This window comes from Clostridium aceticum (genome assembly GCF_001042715.1).
In the GTDB taxonomy this organism is placed as follows: Bacteria; Bacillota; Clostridia; order Peptostreptococcales; family Natronincolaceae; genus Andreesenella; species Andreesenella acetica.
On record NZ_CP009687.1, the window covers coordinates 1,237,550 to 1,255,045 of the forward strand.

The following is a 17,496-nucleotide window of genomic DNA, read 5'->3' on the forward strand; positions in this document are numbered from 1 at the left end:
CTAACTTCTAAGAAGAAAGTCAATGGTTTTTTCGAACTTTCGGAAAGATTTAGAGAATAAATCCTAATCAATAATTAATCCTTCCAGTAGAACAGTAAATTAAAAAAAACTACATAAAAAAATAAATTTTTGGAAACTTATTGACATTGATACATAAATTGTAGTATTATTTATTATAATCACATAGGAATACTCGGAATTAAAAAATTATAGGAGGTTTTGATATGACAAAAATAGCAAAAAATTTAACTGATTTAATAGGAAATACCCCTTTACTGGAGTTAGCAGCTTATAATGAAACAGAGAAGTTAGAAGCTACATTAATTGCGAAATTGGAATACTTTAATCCAGGAGGCAGTGTAAAGGATAGAGTAGGTTATGCTATGATTAAAGATGCTGAGGAAAAAGGATTACTTAATAAAGATTCTATTATTATCGAACCTACCAGTGGAAATACAGGAATTGCTTTAGCCTTTGTAGCAGCAGCTAAAGGATATAAATTAATTCTTACTATGCCAGATACAATGAGTATTGAAAGAAGAAACTTGCTTAAAGCCCTAGGTGCAGAACTTGTGTTGACTCCGGGAGTTGAAGGTATGAAGGGAGCTATTAAAAAGGCAGAAGAGTTGGCGGCTAATACTGCCAATGCCTTTATACCACAGCAGTTTAATAACCCAGCAAATCCTGAATTTCATAGAGTAACTACTGCTGAAGAGATATGGAGAGACACTGATGGAAAAGTAGATATATTTGTTGGTGGTGTAGGTACAGGAGGTACAATTACAGGTGTTGGCGAAGCATTGAAACAAAAAAATCCAAATATAAAGATCATTGCTGTTGAACCTACCGATTCCCCAGTATTATCAGGAGGACAGCCAGGACCTCATAAAATCCAAGGAATCGGAGCAGGTTTTGTTCCAAGTATTTTAAATACGGAAATTATTGATGAGGTTTACCAAGTCAAAAACCAAGAAGCCTTTGAAGCCACCAGAAACCTTGCTAAAACAGAAGGATTATTAGTAGGTATATCCTCAGGAGCAGCGGTTTATGCGGCAACAGAAATTGCTAAACGACCAGAAAACAAAGGTAAGAATATCGTAGTACTACTACCTGATACAGGAGAAAGATATTTATCTACTCCACTTTTTGAAGAAGTTGAGAACATTTAATAAATTTGCTTCAGTTTGTTGAAGCATCTAAAAACTGAAAACTCCCCCTCAATTTAGATAGCCAACGAAAATCTTCACTTATGAACTTTTCGTTGGCTATTTTATTCATGTCCTATAATTTATGTGAAATACTATTGACACTAATATATTAGTATAGTAATATATTAGTGTAGTAATATATTAGTACTAGCAAATAAATATGGGGAGTGTTGAAAATGAGAAAAAAACTGTTAATGGTAGTATCATTAATGCTGGTTTTAACGATGCTTTCAGCATGTGGAACTGGTGGTTCACAGACAGGAGAAGGTGGCAATAGCGATACCTACACTTTAAAAATAGGTATGGTTGTTACTGAGCAGGACCCAATGTACTTAGGCGCTATGGAACTTAAGAGAAATGTTGAAGAACGTACTGAAGGTAGATTAAAGGTTGAAGTATATCCGAGTTCTCAGTTAGGTGACACAAAGGATATTATGGAACAAGCTAAAGTAGGAGCAAACGTTGCCGCAATTTCTGATGCAGCACTGATGTCTGAAATAGTACCGGAAATTGGTGTACTTGCTGCACCATATGTTGTTGATAACTATGAAGAAGCAGAAATTCTTGTAACTTCAGATTTATTTAAAGGCTGGTATGAAAACGTAGCCGATAGTGGCTATAGAGTTCTTTCCTTTAACTGGTATCAAGGGGATAGACACTTTATGACGAATAAACTTGTAGAAACACCAGAAGATTTAAGAGGATTAAGAATTAGAACGCCTGGTTCACCAATCTTCATTGACTCTATTAATGCTATGGGAGCTAACGCTACTGCCCTTGCATGGGGTGAAGTTTATCCAGGTTTACAACAGAGAGTTATAGACGGATTTGAAGCACAGTATCCAGCAATTGTTGGAGCAAGACTTTATGAAACTTCTAAATACATTGCTAAAACTGGACATTTCCAATTAATGTCTCCTTTAGTAGTAGGAAATGGATTCTTTGAGTCTTTACCTGCAGATATTCAAGAAATCTTATTAGAGGAAGCTGAAAAAGCAGGAAAATATGCTTCGGAGCAAACATTAAACGGACTTGTACAAAACGAAGAAGATATGAAGGCTCAAGGCGTAACCATTACAGAAGTAGATATAACAGCATTTAAAGAAGCAAGTGAATCAGTATACCAAAAAAATAATCTTCAAGAGGCTAAGGCTCAGGTTGATGCATTATTAGGAAAATAGTTTTACAGTAGTTTTATAGAAGGAGTGATATAGTGAATGCAGTTTTAAACGCTATTAAAAAAGTTGAAACGTTTATAGGAGTAATACTTATTATTCTTATCGTCCTTCTAGTATTTACAGCAGCTGTTGTACGATGGGTTGGGTTTCCAATCGCATGGTCAATAGATGTTGCACAGCTGCTATTTGGCTGGGTTGTATTTTTAGGGGCAGATATTGCCCTTAAAAATGACAGCCATATTGGAGTCGATATGATTATAAATAAGTTTCCCTTCAAAGTGAGAAAAACAGTTAAAATTATTAATTACATTTTTATTCAAGCATTTTTACTAATTATTGTTTATTATGGTATAAGTCTTTCTATACAAAATTATCAAAGACTTTTCAACACATTAAAACTTAGTTACTCCTATGCAACAATCAGTGTTCCAGTGGGTTGTGCCTTCATGTTTCTTACAATGTGTGAAAAGCTAAAAAAAGCAATTACTGAAAAAGAGGATCATGTATCATTGCCTGATAAATCGGCGTGGTAAGAGAGGAGATTATAGCTTATGTTAATATTAGGAGCACTTTTTATTGTTTTTCTATTTAGTGGAATGCCCCTTGCTTTCACAGTGGGTATATCAAGTTTAGCATTCTTTTTTGTACAATCTAATCTTCCTCTAGCCATAGCTGTACAAAGATTGATTTCAGCAACACAATCATTTCCACTTTTAGCGGTACCATTCTTTGTTATGGCAGGGAATTTGATGAACGCAGCAGGGATTACAGAAAGACTTGTTAAGTTTTCAATTACTTTGACAGGACACATGACTGGAGGACTTGCTCAGGTCTCCGTTATATTATCTACATTAATGGGAGGGGTTTCAGGTTCAGCTGTTGCTGATGCTGCTATGGAGTCTAGATTACTTGGCCCTGATATGACAAAGCAGGGTTACCCAAAGGGATATAGTGCGGCAGTAATTGGACTGACTTCTTTGATTACGGCAACAATCCCTCCAAGTGTAGGATTGATCTTATACGGCTTTACTGGTGAAGTATCCATTGGTAGATTGTTTGTTGCAGGTATTGTACCTGGAATTATGATGTGTACTATTTTGATGGGTACTGTACACTTTACGATGAAATCAAAAGAGAAAAAAGGGGTATGTGTTATTCCTAAAATGGAAAAGGCTACAGGACAGGAAATATTCAAATCCTTTATTGAAAGCTTTTGGGCACTATTATTTCCAGTGATCATGATTGTTACTATAAGATTTGGTATTTTTACTCCATCAGAGGCAGGAGCTTTTGCAGTAGTTTATGCATTTATTGTAGGTACTTTTATTTATCGAGAACTTAGCTTTAAAGGCGCTATTGAAGTGTTAAGCCAAACAATTAATGATAATGGTATGATCATGCTTATTATTGCATGCTCAGGAATCTTTGGTTATGTTATTGTTTATAACCAATTACCTCAAACGATGGCACAGTTTGTTACTGGAATTACAACGCAGCCTCATCTATTATTATTTATCATTCTTACATTCTTGTTTGTATCAGGTATGTTTATGGAGGCGACGGTAAACACCTTACTACTAACACCTATTTTTCTACCCATTGTTAGAAGTGTAGGTATTGACCCAGTGCATTTCGGTATCCTTATGATGACTATAATTACTATGGGGGGAATGACACCGCCAGTAGGGGTTACTATGTATACAACATGTCAGCTTATAGGTTGTCCAACGGAGGACTATGTAAAGGAATCGGTTCCCTTTGTTGCAGTGATCGTTGTACAAGTAGCCATTTTAGCACTCTTCCCACAAATCGTACTATGGTTACCAAACTTATTGTTTCCAGTATAAATATTAACTTATCAAAACCAAGTCAGTATGGTAAAATAATAATAATTTAGCACAAAGTGGTATAATGATTTTCTACTCTGTTTGTTGCAATTTTAAATAGCGAAAACTGAGTGGATAACACAAAAAATAAATAATACCTGTCACTATACCTTCGTTTTATATATTAAGTTCATACTCAAATACACAACGAAGGTAGTATTTTGTCAGTAACTATAATAATTTTATGGAGGGTTGTATGAACATTAATGAGATAGCTTTATTTAAACATTCATCTTTTAATATAGGAGATAGTGTATATTACACTCTTCGTAAAAACATTGTAGCTTTAAATTTAAAACCCGGAGAGGCGTTAAGTATAAAAGATATTTCCGATCAGTGGAATGTAAGCAGATCTCCTGTAAGAGATGCATTGATCAAATTAGAAAAAGAAGGGCTTGTGGATATTATCCCGCAAAAGGGGACCATTGTTTCTAAAATAGACCTAAAACGAGTTGCGGAAGAAAGGTTTCTACGGGAAAGCCTTGAAGAGCATGCTGTAAGGGAGTTTATTAAAACTTATAAAGAAAGTGACATAGCCATATTAAGACATTATATCGAAATGCAGTTGCAAAGTCTTAAGGATAATGATTATACCTCTTTTTTAGCATTTGACGACAGCTTTCATAGTGTATTTTTCAAAAGTATTGATAAAAATATGTGCTGGGAGATTATTGAAAGTATGTCGGGGCACTATAAAAGAATACGTCTTATGTCACTATGGGATGAAAAAATACTTTCTAATGTAGTTTTACAACATCAAGAGGTTTTAGAAAATATATGCAATAATAATCTTGAAGGGGCTGTAGAGATTTTAAGAAAACATCTTACTAAAATTTCAACAGAAGAGATGGAACTTCTCGAAAAATATCCTGATTACTTTAAGGAGCAAGATCATCACAACTTAACAGCAAAATCCTTTTATGGTACCATATAAGGTTTTCTTTAAGTAGTGGACCTTGTACTGAAAACCTCCAAGGTAATTAAGCCAGTAAGAGAAAGGCGGTTTCAAGTTATGACAAAATTTATGAATGAAGATTTTCTTCTAGAAAGTAAATCAGCAAACATATTGTTTCATACATTTGCCAAAAATGTACCAATATTTGATTATCATTGTCACCTAGATCCAAAAGAAATTTATGAAGATAAGCATTTTGAAGATTTAGCAGAATTATGGCTTGGGGGAGATCATTACAAATGGCGTCTAATGCGGGCCAATGGAACAGCAGAAAAATTCATAACAGGAGAAGGTAGTGGCTATGAAAAGTTTAGAGCATTTGCTTCCTGCATGCCCTATGCGATGGGTAATCCACTTTACCATTGGTCTCATTTAGAACTGCAAAGATATTTTAACATAGAGGAAACACTTAGTGAAAAGACCGCTAAAGACATATGGAATAAAGCAAATGCTAGAATTAAGCAGCCGAACTTTTCTGCCCGTCAATTAATAAAGGATTCCAATGTACATGCCCTTTGTACTACGGACGACCCAGCTGATAGTCTTGAATATCATCTAAAGCTTAAGAATGATACTAGTTTTAAAACAAAAGTATTACCTGCAATGCGACCGGATAAGGCTTTAGATATAACCAGCGAAGGGTTTATAGATTATATGAACCTATTAGCTGATGTTGCCAATATGCCAATTTCAAACTTTGAAGAACTTTGTATAGCATTGAAACAGCGAATTGCTTTTTTTCATGAGGTAGGCTGTAAAGCAAGCGATCATGGATTTACCGATCTTCCTTATGAAGCTTATACAAAGGATGAAATAGAGACAATCTTTAAAAAGGCAATGAAGGGCAGTAAACTTACGCAAAAGGAAGTGGATCAATACAAGACAGCGCTATTGATTTTCTTAGGAAGTGAATACAAAAAAAAGAACTGGGTTATGGAGTTGCACATAAGTGCTCTACGTAACAACAGTACAAGAAGTTTATTGAAAGTAGGCATTAATGCAGGGTTTGATTCTATTCATGATGCTGATATGGCAGTGAATCTTTCAAAGCTTTTAGATCACCTTGAAAAGCAAGGGGACTTACCTAAGACAATACTGTTTACCATGAATCCCAAAGATAATTGGGTTATAGCCAGTATGGCAGGTAACTTTCAATCGGATGAAGCAATAAGCAAAATGCAGTTTGGAACTGCTTGGTGGATGCAGGATCATAGAGATGGGATGCAGGAGCATATGAAGTGTTTTGCTAATTCTGGTCTGTTAGGTAGATTTATAGGGATGCTTACTGACTCTAGAAGTTTTGTTTCTTATACCAGACATGAATATTTTAGGCGTATACTGTGTAATCTTATAGGCGGGTGGATAGAAAACGGAGAATATGCAGATGACTTGGACGAGGTAGGAAAAATTATAGAAGATATTTGCCTAAATAACGCAAGAAGATACTTTGAGGTCTAAAAGGATATAGATTTAGCTAAAAGATAGTTTTATATGTGATAACAAGATCATACTGGTATACTAGTATGATCAGAGGGATGAAGATAGGAGATGGAAACATGAAAATGACACTAAGATGGTTTGGGAGCAAGTATGACACTGTAACACTAGAACAAATCAGACAGATTCCTGGTTGTGTAGGTGTTATTACAACTCTTTATGATGCTAAGCCTGGAGAAGTATGGAGTCGAGAAGCAATTAGGGTAATGAAAGAAGAGGTAGAAGCAGCAGGTCTAGAAGTAAGTGGTATTGAGAGTGTAAATATCCATGATGATATAAAAATCGGTCTTCCAACAAGAGATAAATACATCGCAAATTATATTGAAACCCTTGAAAACTTAGGCAAGGAAGGGATAGATTTAGTATGTTATAACTTTATGCCGGTATTTGACTGGACGAGATCTGACCTTGCTAAGGAAAGACCTGATGGTTCTACAGTTCTTTCTTATGATCAAGAGCTTATTGATAGAATCGATCCTACGAGGATGTTTGAAGAAATGGATGCCAACTCTAATGGATTTCCTTTACCGGGCTGGGAGCCAGAAAGACTTGCAAGGATTAAGGAATTATTTGAAATGTACAAAGGTGTGGATGAAGAAAAATTATTTGAAAATCTTATATACTTCCTAAAGGCAATCATGCCAACTTGTGAAAAATACGGGGTGAAGATGGCTATTCATATGGATGATCCAGCATGGTCTGTATTTGGTTTGCCAAGAATTATAAACAATAAGAAAAATATTCAAAGAATGTTGGATGCAGTACCTGTGGTAAACAATGGGCTAACCTTATGTACAGGATCACTTGGATCTGACCCCAATAATGATATTCCAGATATCATTAGAAGTTTTAAAGGAAGAGTTCATTTTGGTCATGTTAGAAACCTTATTCATTATGGACCAGGCAAGTTTGATGAGGCAGCCCATCTTTCTTCCGATGGCTCATTGGATATGTATGAAATCATGAAGGCCTTCTACGACATCGGTATGGAGGGACCTATCAGACCCGACCACGGAAGAATGATTTGGGGAGAAAAGGCTATGCCGGGCTATGGTTTATACGATAGAGCTTTAGGGGCAACCTACTTAAATGGTATATGGGAAGCCATTGATAAAGCAGATAAGAAGTAAGCAGTTTTAATAACATCACTTAGAAGATATAAATAGCAGAAAGTAGGTGACTGCAATGAAACTAAATTTAAATGCCCTAAAGGATGTTGCAGCTTGGGAAACTGCCGGGTTTAAGCTTCCTAAATTTGATCTAGAGAAAGTAACAGCAAATACTAAAGCAAATCCTAATTGGATTCATTTTGGGGCAGGAAATATTTTTAGAGCCCTTACAGCAAATGCTCAGCAAAATATTTTAAATGAGGGAAAAAGTGATAAAGGAATTATTGTAGCAGAGGGATTTGACTATGAGATCATAGAAAAAATGTATAGACCTCATGACAACTTAACAGCACTTGTTACCCTAAAGGCCAATGGAAGTATTGAGAAGACCGTCATTGCTAGTATTGTAGAATCCTTGGTAGTAGATGCAGAGAATGAAGAAAACTGGAATAGATTAAAGGACATTTTTATAAATCCAAGCCTGCAAATGGCAAGTTTTACAATTACTGAAAAGGGCTATAGCTTAAAGGATGCTAAAGGCGAATACTTATCAGCTGTAGCAGAGGATTTTAAAAAGGGCCCTCAGGCTCCCGTAAGCTATATTGGTAAATTATCCTCCCTTGTTTACGAAAGATATATCCATGGTAAACAACCACTTGCTTTAGTAAGCATGGATAACTGTTCACATAATGGTACGAGACTTCATGAGGCGGTAAAGGCCTTTGCTGAAACATGGGAAGAAAAGGGTCTAGTAAATGAGGGCTTTACAGCATATATCAATGATCCAAAATGTATAGCTTTTCCTTGGTCCATGATCGATAAAATCACCCCAAGACCTGATCCCAGCGTAAAAGAGATGCTTAAAAAGGATGGATTTGAGGATGTAGAAGATGTGATTACATCGAAAAATACTTATGTAGCTCCCTTTGTAAATGCAGAGGAACCAGAGTATTTAATCATAGAGGATTTATTCCCAAATGACAGACCAAACCTTCAAGAGGGTGGTATCATTTTTACGGATAGAGAAACCGTTGATAAAGTAGAAAAAATGAAGGTTTGTACCTGCCTTAATCCTCTCCATACAGCACTTGCTGTGTATGGCTGTCTATTAGGCTACACTTTGATTTCCGAGGAAATGAAGGATAATGAATTAAAAAGACTTGTAGAGAAGATAGGTTATGTAGAAGGCTTGCCTGTGGTTGTAAATCCAGGCATTATCGAGCCAAAGAAGTTTATCGATGAAGTACTGCAAGTGAGAATTCCTAATCCATTTATGCCGGATACACCACAAAGAATTGCAACGGATACTTCTCAAAAGTTAGGGATTCGCTTTGGAGAAACCATAAAGGCATATATGCAAAGAGAAGATCTAGACGTTACAGATTTAAAACTCATCCCTCTTGTTTTAGCTGGATGGTGTAGATATCTTATGGGCATGGATGACAATGGAAATAAAATGGAACTAAGTCCTGATCCTCTCCTTGAGGAGATAACCCCTTATGTTGCATCGATTACTCTCGGAGACAAAGGGCCCTTCCATGAAGCCTTAAAGCCGATTTTATCTAATTCTGCAATTTTTGGGGTAAATCTTTATGAAGCTGGCTTAGGAGAAGTAGTAGAGAAGTATTTTGAAGAATTAGTAGCATCTAAAGGAGCAGTTAGAGAAACCTTAAAAAAATATGTGTACTAAATAGCTTTTCCCCCTAAATATATATAAAGTCACCAGAAACTTCGCTACAATCGAAGGCTTGCTGGTGGATAAAACTCCTACATAATTTGTGGGGGTTTTATTTTTATAGTTTTTACATAGCAAAAAGAAATATTTGCTCAATTATTTGTGAAATCTAATAGATATATGTATGTTGCTAAATTTGAAGTCTATAGTGAGTATGTTATAATACTGAATAATAAAGGAAAAATTAAAAAGTCTTGTGAGAAAAAAATGCAACATAGGAGGGTTCTGATGGAAAGACAGCCTATTATAGATATCAAGGGTTTAAAGAAAAGCTATGAAGGAAAAGAGGTACTGAAGGGTATTGATCTCAAAGTATATGAGGGTCAAATTATAGGTTATATTGGTCCTAATGGAGCTGGAAAAAGCACAACTGTTAAAATTTTATTGGGCATCGTAGAAGGATACGAAGGAGAAATAAAAATATTTGGGAAAGATATTTCCCAAGACCCTATACAGTATAAGAAGAGAATAGGGTACATACCAGAGACAGCAGAAATATACGATAGCCTAACGGCATATGAATATCTTACCTTTATTGGAGAAGTATATGGTATGGCGTTGAAGATGGCCAACGAAAGGGCGAAAAAACTAATGCATCTCTTTGGGATCGAAGAGGTGTATCATTCACGGATTGCATCTTTTTCAAAGGGAATGAAACAAAAAATTCTTATCATCGCTAGTCTAATACATGATCCTGACATTTTGTTTTTAGATGAACCCCTCAGCGGCTTAGATGCCAACAGTGTGATGATCTTTAAAGAGATTCTAGCAGCGTTGGCACTGCAAGGGAAAACAATTTTTTATTCTTCTCACATTATGGAGGTTGTAGAGAAAATCAGCAGTAGGATTATACTATTAAATGATGGTAGAATTGTGGCTGACGGTAGCTTTGAGGAATTAAAGAAACAAAGCGTAGAGGGTTCTCTTGAAGAAATATTTAATCAGCTTACAGGCTTTAATCAACACAAGGAAATTGCTAAGGCTTTTGTGGATGTACTACAGGATAGGGAGGTAAAGGATGAAGGAATTTAAGTTTCTACGATTTTTAGATTATTTGAGTTTTTTTTATGAAAAGTTGGGCATTGACTATGATCTGATGAGGAAGATACTACAAGTAAAGCTAACTATAGATCAAAGAAGAAAGCCTACAATGATGATAAAGGACACCGTCAAAGAAAGTGAAAATATGTTTAAAAAATCTCTCTTAATGTATGCTTTGATGGGTTTTGTCATTATGTTCTTTATTTTTCCTGACTTTTCTTTGTTTATGAAGATGAATATGATCTATGCTATGCTGGTTTTTATGGTGATGATGATTATGATCTCTGATTATTCTTCTTTGCTGTTGGACATAAAAGAAAAAAATATCTTGCTTTCAAAACCGATAGATTCCAAAACAATAAATGCTGCTAAGATCACACACATCTTAGCTCATTTGATTACAATTACTATGGTGATCGCTGCACCTACCCTTGTAGCAGGTTCTATAAAGTATGGATTGGGTTTTGGAGGGATTTTTCTTTTTCAGTTGTGTATCATTCCAGGTCTTATTATATTGTTTACTTCATTATTATATTTTTTGATTTTATCTTTTTTTGATGGAGAAAAGTTGAAGGATATTATTAATTATTTTCAAATTATTTTAGCTATATTTATGATAGTAGTTTATCAATTAATAGGGAATATCTTTCAAGTGTTTCAGTATGATATAGTTTTTATCCCCAAATGGTGGAGTTATTTCATTCCCTCCACTTGGTTTGCGGCTCCCTTCAGTTTGTTTTTAGAAGGGCATTATGAGGCATATTATGTACATTTTACTTTTTTGGGCATCATTGCACCAATAGTAACATTAGTTTTATACTTTAAAAGAGTAGCTCCTTATTTTGAAAAAAAATTACAAAAGCTCAATACCAATGGCACCAAAAGAAATGAAAGTATAGAAAAAAAGAAAAAGCTGCATAAAAAAATAGCTGCTTTATTTTGTTGGCATCCTATAGAAAATACTTTTTTTCGATTCACTCAAAATATACTTTCAAATGAAAGAAACTTAAAACTAAAATTATATCCTAATCTAGCTTTTGCAGCCATCCTCCCTTTGCTGTTTGTTGTCAGGAGCTTTGCTCATTTAACATCCTTTGGAGAAATTACTGTTGCTCTTTCAGGAGGCAGATATTATTTAGCCATTTATTTTACGATAACACTCCTTGCCACCAGTATACCTATGTTAAGTACCAGTGAGGGCTATGGGGCGGCTTGGATTTATAAAATACTGCCCATCGAAAATCCTTCTGTGGTTTACAAAGGAGCTTTAAAAGGCTTTGTAGTGAAATTGATGTTGCCAGTGTATCTGTTGCTTAGCTTGATTTTTCTCTTTTTTTATGGGTTTGTTATACTCATGGATATTACTTTGATGTTTTTAAATATGATCTTATCCATTGTTTTGATTTTTTATTTCTTTGATAATAAGCTTCCTTTTAGTCAAGACTTCGAATATGTAAAACATAATAGCATCATTACGATGTTTGCTGTGGGAATTTTCAGTGGTTTAGCTGCCTATGTACATAATTTTATGATTTCTAAAAATATTACTCTGATACCCTATATGATTTTTATTTTAGCAGCTATTGCTTTTTTATGGAAAAAGGGATTGAAATCTACACTCCAAAAACCCAAATCATGATAAGTATACAAAAAGGTAAAAGAGAAAACTAAGGCATAAAGTTTTCTTTGAAACTTTTGATCTCTATGCCTTAATAGTAGGTTGAGCCAGAAATATTTTTATTATAATAGACATAATAAAAACCTAAGCCACTCATCAGTCCTAGATAATAGGCTATTAAGGAAGATATTGCTGACCAGTTTTCTGGATGATATGTGAGAAAGCCGAACTTTATAGCAATCAACTCTATTGCTGTTGATAGGGCTGAAAAGACTAGTACCATAAAAAACTTCTGCCAGCGACCTTTAGGCAAAAACCTTATTAATAGTAGTCCTACAGCGAAAAATGGACCAACCAAAACAAATAAGTCTAATTTACCAACTTGAATCATAATAAAGTGTTGCTCCCAGAACTTATTATCAATAAAAAAGTTTTCTAAAGTGCCACCAATGGTCATGGTCCAAAGACCAACAGGCAGTGCATGGAAGAACTGTTGCAAAGAACAAGAAAAATAAATAGTTAACCAAGTAATACCTGCTAAAATAAGCCATGGTAAGTTATAAGTATCTAAAAACTCTATAATTGTTTCCATTATCAGTCGAATCCTCCTAGAGATAAATATACTGTATTATGACACTAATTTGCTAATTTCATAACAGATTTATAGAATTTTAACAAATTTTTAAACTTATTTTTAATAAATAATGCGATATCTTTGAAAGATATTGACAAAAAAACAAAAAATCAATATACTTTATATAAATACATTGAGATGTATCTATATGAATAAAGAGCAGCAGGATACTAGCTATAGTAAAGGTCTACACATAAAATAAAACGCTGATTTCAAAAGGATTGAAATGAAAAGAACTAACTCTTGCAGGTTATTAGCAGAAAAATACTAGGAGGAATTATCATGAAGAAAAAAGTAGCATTTGTATGTGTTCATAACTCTTGTCGTTCGCAAATAGCAGAAGGATGGGCAAAAAAGCTAGGGGGCCATGTATTGGAGGTATACTCAGCTGGGACAGAAAATTATCCAGAAGTAAAGCCAGGAGCAGTTCAGGTAATGGAGGAAGTTGGTGTAGCTATGAGTGGACACTATCCTAAGCTTTTAAGTGATATTCCAGAGGAACTAGATATTTTGATTACCATGGGTTGTAATGTAGCATGTCCCTTTGTTCCATGCAGTCATAGTGAGGATTGGGGACTTGAAGACCCATCAGGTGGACCTATTGAAGGCTTTAGAAAAACTAGAGATTTAATTAAGGCAAAGGTAGAAGATCTTATTAAAAGGGTGGAAAATAAAGAAATATAGATTGATGTCTACTTATTTGTAATTTTAGTTAAAAAAGAAATAAAAAGTAAAATTATCTATTGATTAAAGTAAGTCTCCTTTCAAGGGGACTTGTTTTTATATAAAAAGTTTTCAGTTATATGATTTTTATGAGGTCCTGATTAAAATTATTAATAAATTAAATATTATTATTAATATTATTAATAAATACATTAATAATATTAATAATAATATTGACAAAGCTGGAAAAAAAGTATATTCTCTAAATATAAAGATAAGTTGCAGTATAAGTGAGGTGATAAAGATGAAGTATAAAGCTCCAAGTCAATGTCCTATCTGTCGTGATGAGTTAAGTATTACTAAAATGAGTTGTTCTACATGTAAAAGTAGTTTAGAGGGGGATTTTACAGGCTGCAAATTTTGTAAACTTCCAGGAGAACAACTTGAATTTATCGAGGTTTTTATAAAATGCAGAGGGAATATTAAGGACGTAGAAAAAGAACTGGGAATTTCTTACCCTACAGTGCGAAATAGACTTGAGGGAGTCATACAGGCTTTGGGATATGGCGTTGAGAAAATAGAGGATCGGACTGACGATAGATTTTCACAAAATATGGCTGAGAAAAGACAACGTATACTTACTGCATTGGAAAATGGTGAATTAACTTCAGAGGAAGCGGCACAACAGCTTCGAAAACTAGGTAAGTAAAATAATAAATTGAAGGGATGGGATTGTAATGCAAAATGAAAAGCTTAAAATTCTTGAAATGATTCAGGAGGGAAAGATATCCTCTGAAGAAGGGCTGGAATTGCTTAATGCACTACAGGAAGGAGATAAAACGGCGAAAAGCATCCTCTTGGATAAAAGTAATGCAAAAAACAAAGAAAGGTTTCTAAGAGTACGGGTATCCGGAGATGGCATAGGGGTTAAAAAGGTAGATGTTAATATTCCTTTGAGTCTTTTAAAGGTAGCTTCAAAGTTTGTGAATATGGGGATGGGTATGATTCCCAAAGAAGCAAAAGAAGAGATGGAGAAAAATGGCGTTGATATATCAAAAATTGATTTTGACGAATTAATACAACTAATGGACCAAGGGTTATCGGATGGAAAGTTAGTAGATGTAGATATAAACGATCCTGAAGAGGGAAGAATTCGGGTAGAAGTTTATGTTGACTAAGTCAGAAAAAAGTTGTAAGAAGGCATACTGATTATGCTAATTAATAGAGTATTAAATAAATTATTTAAAGAGCCTAATTAAAACATAGTAAGGTAGTAGGATAGAAGTCTTTTTCATCCCACTACCTTTATTTATCTCTTCTTTAAATAGGCTTATTTTATATATGCCTTTACAATCTCACCGTAATACAGCACATGATAATCATTGTTGGCATAGCAGCTATCATTGATTTCTGAAGAAAGCGTAGCTGCATCCATCCCCTGCTTATAGACAATCCTACATTCTAAGTGCAGATCACATTCATCTATGATAACTGAATCTTCAAGAAAACCCTCTTTTAAGGTAAGATTACATTCTTGAATTTTATTCGTATCTCTACCGGATTTTGAGCCACATAGTTTCAACTCTTTTTCCAACTGTCCTTTTAAAGGAAGGCTTACAGTAAAATTTTTGGTGCTTTCCATAAGTTCATACGTATGACGGGAATATCTAACCATGGCAGTAAAAATGGGTTTTTTCCACATGAAGCCTAGAGAACCCCAAGCTATTGTCATCGTATTTACTTCGTCATCTCTCTTAACAGTTAAGAACCCTCCTTTTTGAAGTTGTTCTAAAAGTTCCTTTGAAACATCTGTAAATTTAACCTCTTTATACAATAATATCTTCTCCTCTCTATTCATTATAGAAATACGCCTATAAATTTTAATATACTAAGGGTCACACTTAGACTCTGGATATTAAAATTTAAGTTTAAGGGTATGTAGCTATATTCTGACCTTGTTGTTAAAATATAAGACTTCGTTTTTAATCGGTAATATAAGTAAGGTTTTCACTTCATTTAGTAATTATACCAAAAAAAGCATAAAAATAGAACAAAGTCTTCCTTTCTTGTCTGTCTTTTAGCACCCTTTTTAGTTAAGTACATATTATGATGGTATATGTAAAAAAGGTAGGAGGGAAATGTGTATGTTTTTGGATTCAAAGGAATTAAGGGGCAGGGAAAGATTTTCAGGTGCAGGACTATATCCTGCAGCGATTACTGAAGTAGGAGGTACAAAGTGGGGATATATAGATAGGAGCGGAAAGTTTTTTATCCAACCAACCTTTGATGCAGCAGAAGATTTTCAAGATAATGGATTAGCTATCGTCACAAAAGATTGTCTTTCAGGAATTATTGATATTACTGGGTGTTATATTGTTGAGCCAAAGTATGATAATATTTCTGCTTATAGTGAAGGAAGAGCTGTGGTTTGGGAAAAAGGTCTTGCGAAAATGATAGATGAAAAAGGGAAAGAAATTTTCCAGACAGAAGGCTCCATCGGTGCTATGAAAGAAAATAGAGCATGGTTAAATAAAAATATCGATGATAGCAGTTGGTTGGGAGGATATGTGGATAGAGATGGAAACGTAATTGTTTCTCCCCAATACTCAGCCACTGGTGACTTTAAATGTGGTAAAGCTGTTGTTGAATTGAAAAACAGCCAAGGTTACGCCATTATAGATCTAGATGGGAAAATACTTAATACATTTAACTATGCCTTCGTTGGTGACTTGGGTAATGGGTTATTGCCTTATAAAGAAACTACGGATGGGAAATTTGGGTTTATAGATGAAAAAGGGAAAGTCATTATATCTCCACAATTTGACGGAGCACAACCCTTTGAAAATTGCAGAGCTGTGGTTGTTAATTACAAAGATTATTGGCCTTACTATGGTTTGATAGATACTAGGGGAAATCAAGTTATACCGCTAAAATATAATGAAGTCAAGTTTATAGGTGAGGGTAGAGTGGCAGTTGGAATACCCCTTAGTAGAGAAAGCAGTTTTGCAGGTTCTAAATGTGCTATTGCAGATTTAAATGGCAAATTTGTTACAGACTTTCTTTACACCTATATCACAGAATACAAACGGGGATACTTATCTGTAAGTGATGGCGTAACAACATTCTTTATTGATAAGTATGGAAGAAGAGCCTTAGAATTACCTAGGGTGGAGGGGGAAGGCACCCTTTCCTTTATTGATGATTTGATCAAAGTAAATATTGATAATAGAACTGCTTACTTAGATTTAAGTGGAGAGATCGTATGGAAGCAAAGTAAGGATGTAGTGTTGAATCACCAGTATGTAGTAAGAAGCATAAAGTACAAACCTAGAAGGGATTATATCGTATATTATCCTCAAATAGAAGGAATGAAGGATCGTGAAGCACAAAGAAAAGTCAATAAGCGACTTAAGGAAATGTCTTTAAGTAAGGGAATGGATGGAGAAGATTTTGAGTATAGTTATGACAGTGATTTCACTGTGACCTTTTTTAAAAAAGACTTAGTGATAATAGAAATATCCGGTTATTTATATCCTTATGGTGCAGCTCATGGTATGCCTTCACGGGTTTATGCTCATATTGATCTAAAGACAGGAAAATTCTATGAACTTACAGATCTTTTCAAAAAGGACAGCGATTATGTAAAAGTATTAAGCGATATTATAAAACAGCAGATTATTCAGCAGGGAGAAGATTCTCCAGTTTGGCTTGATGAGTATAAAGGGATTAAGCCAGATCAGCCCTTCTTTATAACAGAAGATGCTTTAAATATCTATTTCCTGCCCTATGAGATAGCCCCTTATGCTGCAGGTTTTCCTACCTTCACAATACCTTTTAAAGAGATTATGAGTTTGATTGATGTTAAAGGGGCATTTTGGCAATCTTTTCATTAAAATAATAAAAAAAATCTAAACCCTCAGGCTTCATGGTTTTTTGTTAAGATAGGTGAATGTAGAGGAATATTATGGGTAT

The 17,496-nt window shown here is 34.6% G+C and carries 16 protein-coding genes; 14 read left to right on the plus strand and 2 right to left on the minus strand.

What is annotated here, in order from left to right:
- The first annotated feature begins 224 nt into the window (after window positions 1-224).
- The 10 genes from cysK (at window position 225) to CACET_RS05760 (ending at window position 12,248) form a co-directional block, all read left to right on the plus strand.
- A complete protein-coding gene (gene cysK / locus CACET_RS05715; RefSeq protein ID WP_044825429.1) occupies window positions 225-1,169 on the plus strand; it encodes a cysteine synthase A in 945 nt (314 codons plus the stop codon).
- A 215-nt stretch (window positions 1,170-1,384) separates the two neighbouring features.
- Window positions 1,385-2,389 (plus strand): C4-dicarboxylate TRAP transporter substrate-binding protein, encoded by a 1,005-nt coding sequence (locus CACET_RS05720; RefSeq protein ID WP_044825428.1) that lies wholly within the window; start codon window positions 1,385-1,387, stop codon window positions 2,387-2,389.
- Window positions 2,390-2,421: 32 nt separating this feature from the next.
- Window positions 2,422-2,919 carry a TRAP transporter small permease gene (locus tag CACET_RS05725; protein WP_044825427.1) on the plus strand — a complete coding sequence of 166 codons (498 nt, stop codon included), beginning with the start codon at window positions 2,422-2,424 and terminating at the stop codon, window positions 2,917-2,919.
- An 18-nt stretch (window positions 2,920-2,937) separates the two neighbouring features.
- Window positions 2,938-4,233 carry a TRAP transporter large permease gene (locus tag CACET_RS05730; RefSeq protein WP_044825426.1) on the plus strand — a complete coding sequence of 432 codons (1,296 nt, stop codon included), beginning with the start codon at window positions 2,938-2,940 and terminating at the stop codon, window positions 4,231-4,233.
- 235 nt (window positions 4,234-4,468) lie between these two features.
- Window positions 4,469-5,206: a GntR family transcriptional regulator gene (locus tag CACET_RS05735; protein WP_044825425.1), complete on the plus strand. Its 738-nt coding sequence runs from the start codon at window positions 4,469-4,471 to the stop codon at window positions 5,204-5,206.
- Between the two features lie 78 nt (window positions 5,207-5,284).
- Window positions 5,285-6,685, plus strand: a complete 1,401-nt coding sequence (uxaC, locus tag CACET_RS05740) for a glucuronate isomerase (protein WP_044825424.1) — start codon at window positions 5,285-5,287, stop codon at window positions 6,683-6,685.
- 98 nt (window positions 6,686-6,783) lie between these two features.
- A complete protein-coding gene (uxuA, locus tag CACET_RS05745) occupies window positions 6,784-7,854 on the plus strand; it encodes a mannonate dehydratase (RefSeq protein WP_044825423.1) in 1,071 nt (356 codons plus the stop codon).
- Window positions 7,855-7,909: 55 nt separating this feature from the next.
- Window positions 7,910-9,523 carry a mannitol dehydrogenase family protein gene (locus tag CACET_RS05750; RefSeq protein ID WP_044825422.1) on the plus strand — a complete coding sequence of 538 codons (1,614 nt, stop codon included), beginning with the start codon at window positions 7,910-7,912 and terminating at the stop codon, window positions 9,521-9,523.
- Window positions 9,524-9,796: 273 nt separating this feature from the next.
- Entirely contained in the window at window positions 9,797-10,600 is an 804-nt protein-coding gene (locus CACET_RS05755; RefSeq protein WP_044825421.1) for an ABC transporter ATP-binding protein, read from the plus strand.
- On the plus strand, window positions 10,587-12,248 hold the full coding sequence (locus CACET_RS05760) for a hypothetical protein (RefSeq protein ID WP_044825420.1): 1,662 nt from the start codon (window positions 10,587-10,589) through the stop codon (window positions 12,246-12,248). Before CACET_RS05755 ends, CACET_RS05760 begins: the two co-directional genes overlap by 14 nt.
- Window positions 12,249-12,318: 70 nt before the next feature.
- Here CACET_RS05760 and CACET_RS05765 read toward each other — a convergent pair whose 3' ends face one another.
- Window positions 12,319-12,819, minus strand: coding sequence for a hypothetical protein (locus CACET_RS05765; RefSeq protein WP_044825419.1), 501 nt, complete (start codon window positions 12,817-12,819; stop codon window positions 12,319-12,321).
- A 324-nt stretch (window positions 12,820-13,143) separates the two neighbouring features.
- Between CACET_RS05765 and CACET_RS05770 the strand changes: the two genes are divergently transcribed.
- The 3 genes from CACET_RS05770 to CACET_RS05780 all read left to right on the plus strand — a co-directional run bounded on the left by CACET_RS05770 (window position 13,144) and on the right by CACET_RS05780 (window position 14,702).
- Window positions 13,144-13,545, plus strand: a complete 402-nt coding sequence (locus CACET_RS05770; RefSeq protein ID WP_044825418.1) for an arsenate reductase ArsC — start codon at window positions 13,144-13,146, stop codon at window positions 13,543-13,545.
- Between the two features lie 283 nt (window positions 13,546-13,828).
- Window positions 13,829-14,233 carry a DUF2089 domain-containing protein gene (locus CACET_RS05775; RefSeq protein ID WP_044825417.1) on the plus strand — a complete coding sequence of 135 codons (405 nt, stop codon included), beginning with the start codon at window positions 13,829-13,831 and terminating at the stop codon, window positions 14,231-14,233.
- A gap of 28 nt (window positions 14,234-14,261) precedes the next feature.
- Window positions 14,262-14,702: an SHOCT-like domain-containing protein gene (locus tag CACET_RS05780; protein WP_044825416.1), complete on the plus strand. Its 441-nt coding sequence runs from the start codon at window positions 14,262-14,264 to the stop codon at window positions 14,700-14,702.
- A gap of 152 nt (window positions 14,703-14,854) precedes the next feature.
- Here the strand turns inward: CACET_RS05780 and CACET_RS05785 are convergent, their stop codons facing one another.
- Window positions 14,855-15,358: a flavin reductase family protein gene (locus tag CACET_RS05785; RefSeq protein ID WP_144414728.1), complete on the minus strand. Its 504-nt coding sequence runs from the start codon at window positions 15,356-15,358 to the stop codon at window positions 14,855-14,857.
- A 310-nt stretch (window positions 15,359-15,668) separates the two neighbouring features.
- On the opposite strand from CACET_RS05785, the gene CACET_RS05790 reads away from it, so the two are divergent.
- Complete coding sequence (locus tag CACET_RS05790) at window positions 15,669-17,417, plus strand: WG repeat-containing protein (protein WP_044825414.1); 1,749 nt, start codon at window positions 15,669-15,671, stop codon at window positions 17,415-17,417.
- Window positions 17,418-17,496: the final 79 nt, after the last annotated feature.

Excerpts from the sequence above, each read along its gene's own strand:
- cysK (WP_044825429.1), top strand. The coding sequence starts at position 225 with ATGACAAAAATAGCAAAAAATTTAACTGATTTAATAGGAAATACCCCT.
- CACET_RS05720 (WP_044825428.1), top strand. The coding sequence starts at position 1,385 with ATGAGAAAAAAACTGTTAATGGTAGTATCATTAATGCTGGTTTTAACG.
- CACET_RS05730 (WP_044825426.1), top strand. The coding sequence starts at position 2,938 with ATGTTAATATTAGGAGCACTTTTTATTGTTTTTCTATTTAGTGGAATG.
- CACET_RS05735 (WP_044825425.1), top strand. The coding sequence starts at position 4,469 with ATGAACATTAATGAGATAGCTTTATTTAAACATTCATCTTTTAATATA.
- uxaC (WP_044825424.1), top strand. The coding sequence starts at position 5,285 with ATGACAAAATTTATGAATGAAGATTTTCTTCTAGAAAGTAAATCAGCA.
- uxuA (WP_044825423.1), top strand. The coding sequence starts at position 6,784 with ATGAAAATGACACTAAGATGGTTTGGGAGCAAGTATGACACTGTAACA.
- CACET_RS05750 (WP_044825422.1), top strand. The coding sequence starts at position 7,910 with ATGAAACTAAATTTAAATGCCCTAAAGGATGTTGCAGCTTGGGAAACT.
- CACET_RS05755 (WP_044825421.1), top strand. The coding sequence starts at position 9,797 with ATGGAAAGACAGCCTATTATAGATATCAAGGGTTTAAAGAAAAGCTAT.
- CACET_RS05760 (WP_044825420.1), top strand. The coding sequence starts at position 10,587 with ATGAAGGAATTTAAGTTTCTACGATTTTTAGATTATTTGAGTTTTTTT.
- CACET_RS05765 (WP_044825419.1), bottom strand. The coding sequence starts at position 12,819 with ATGGAAACAATTATAGAGTTTTTAGATACTTATAACTTACCATGGCTT.
- CACET_RS05770 (WP_044825418.1), top strand. The coding sequence starts at position 13,144 with ATGAAGAAAAAAGTAGCATTTGTATGTGTTCATAACTCTTGTCGTTCG.
- CACET_RS05775 (WP_044825417.1), top strand. The coding sequence starts at position 13,829 with ATGAAGTATAAAGCTCCAAGTCAATGTCCTATCTGTCGTGATGAGTTA.
- CACET_RS05780 (WP_044825416.1), top strand. The coding sequence starts at position 14,262 with ATGCAAAATGAAAAGCTTAAAATTCTTGAAATGATTCAGGAGGGAAAG.
- CACET_RS05790 (WP_044825414.1), top strand. The coding sequence starts at position 15,669 with ATGTTTTTGGATTCAAAGGAATTAAGGGGCAGGGAAAGATTTTCAGGT.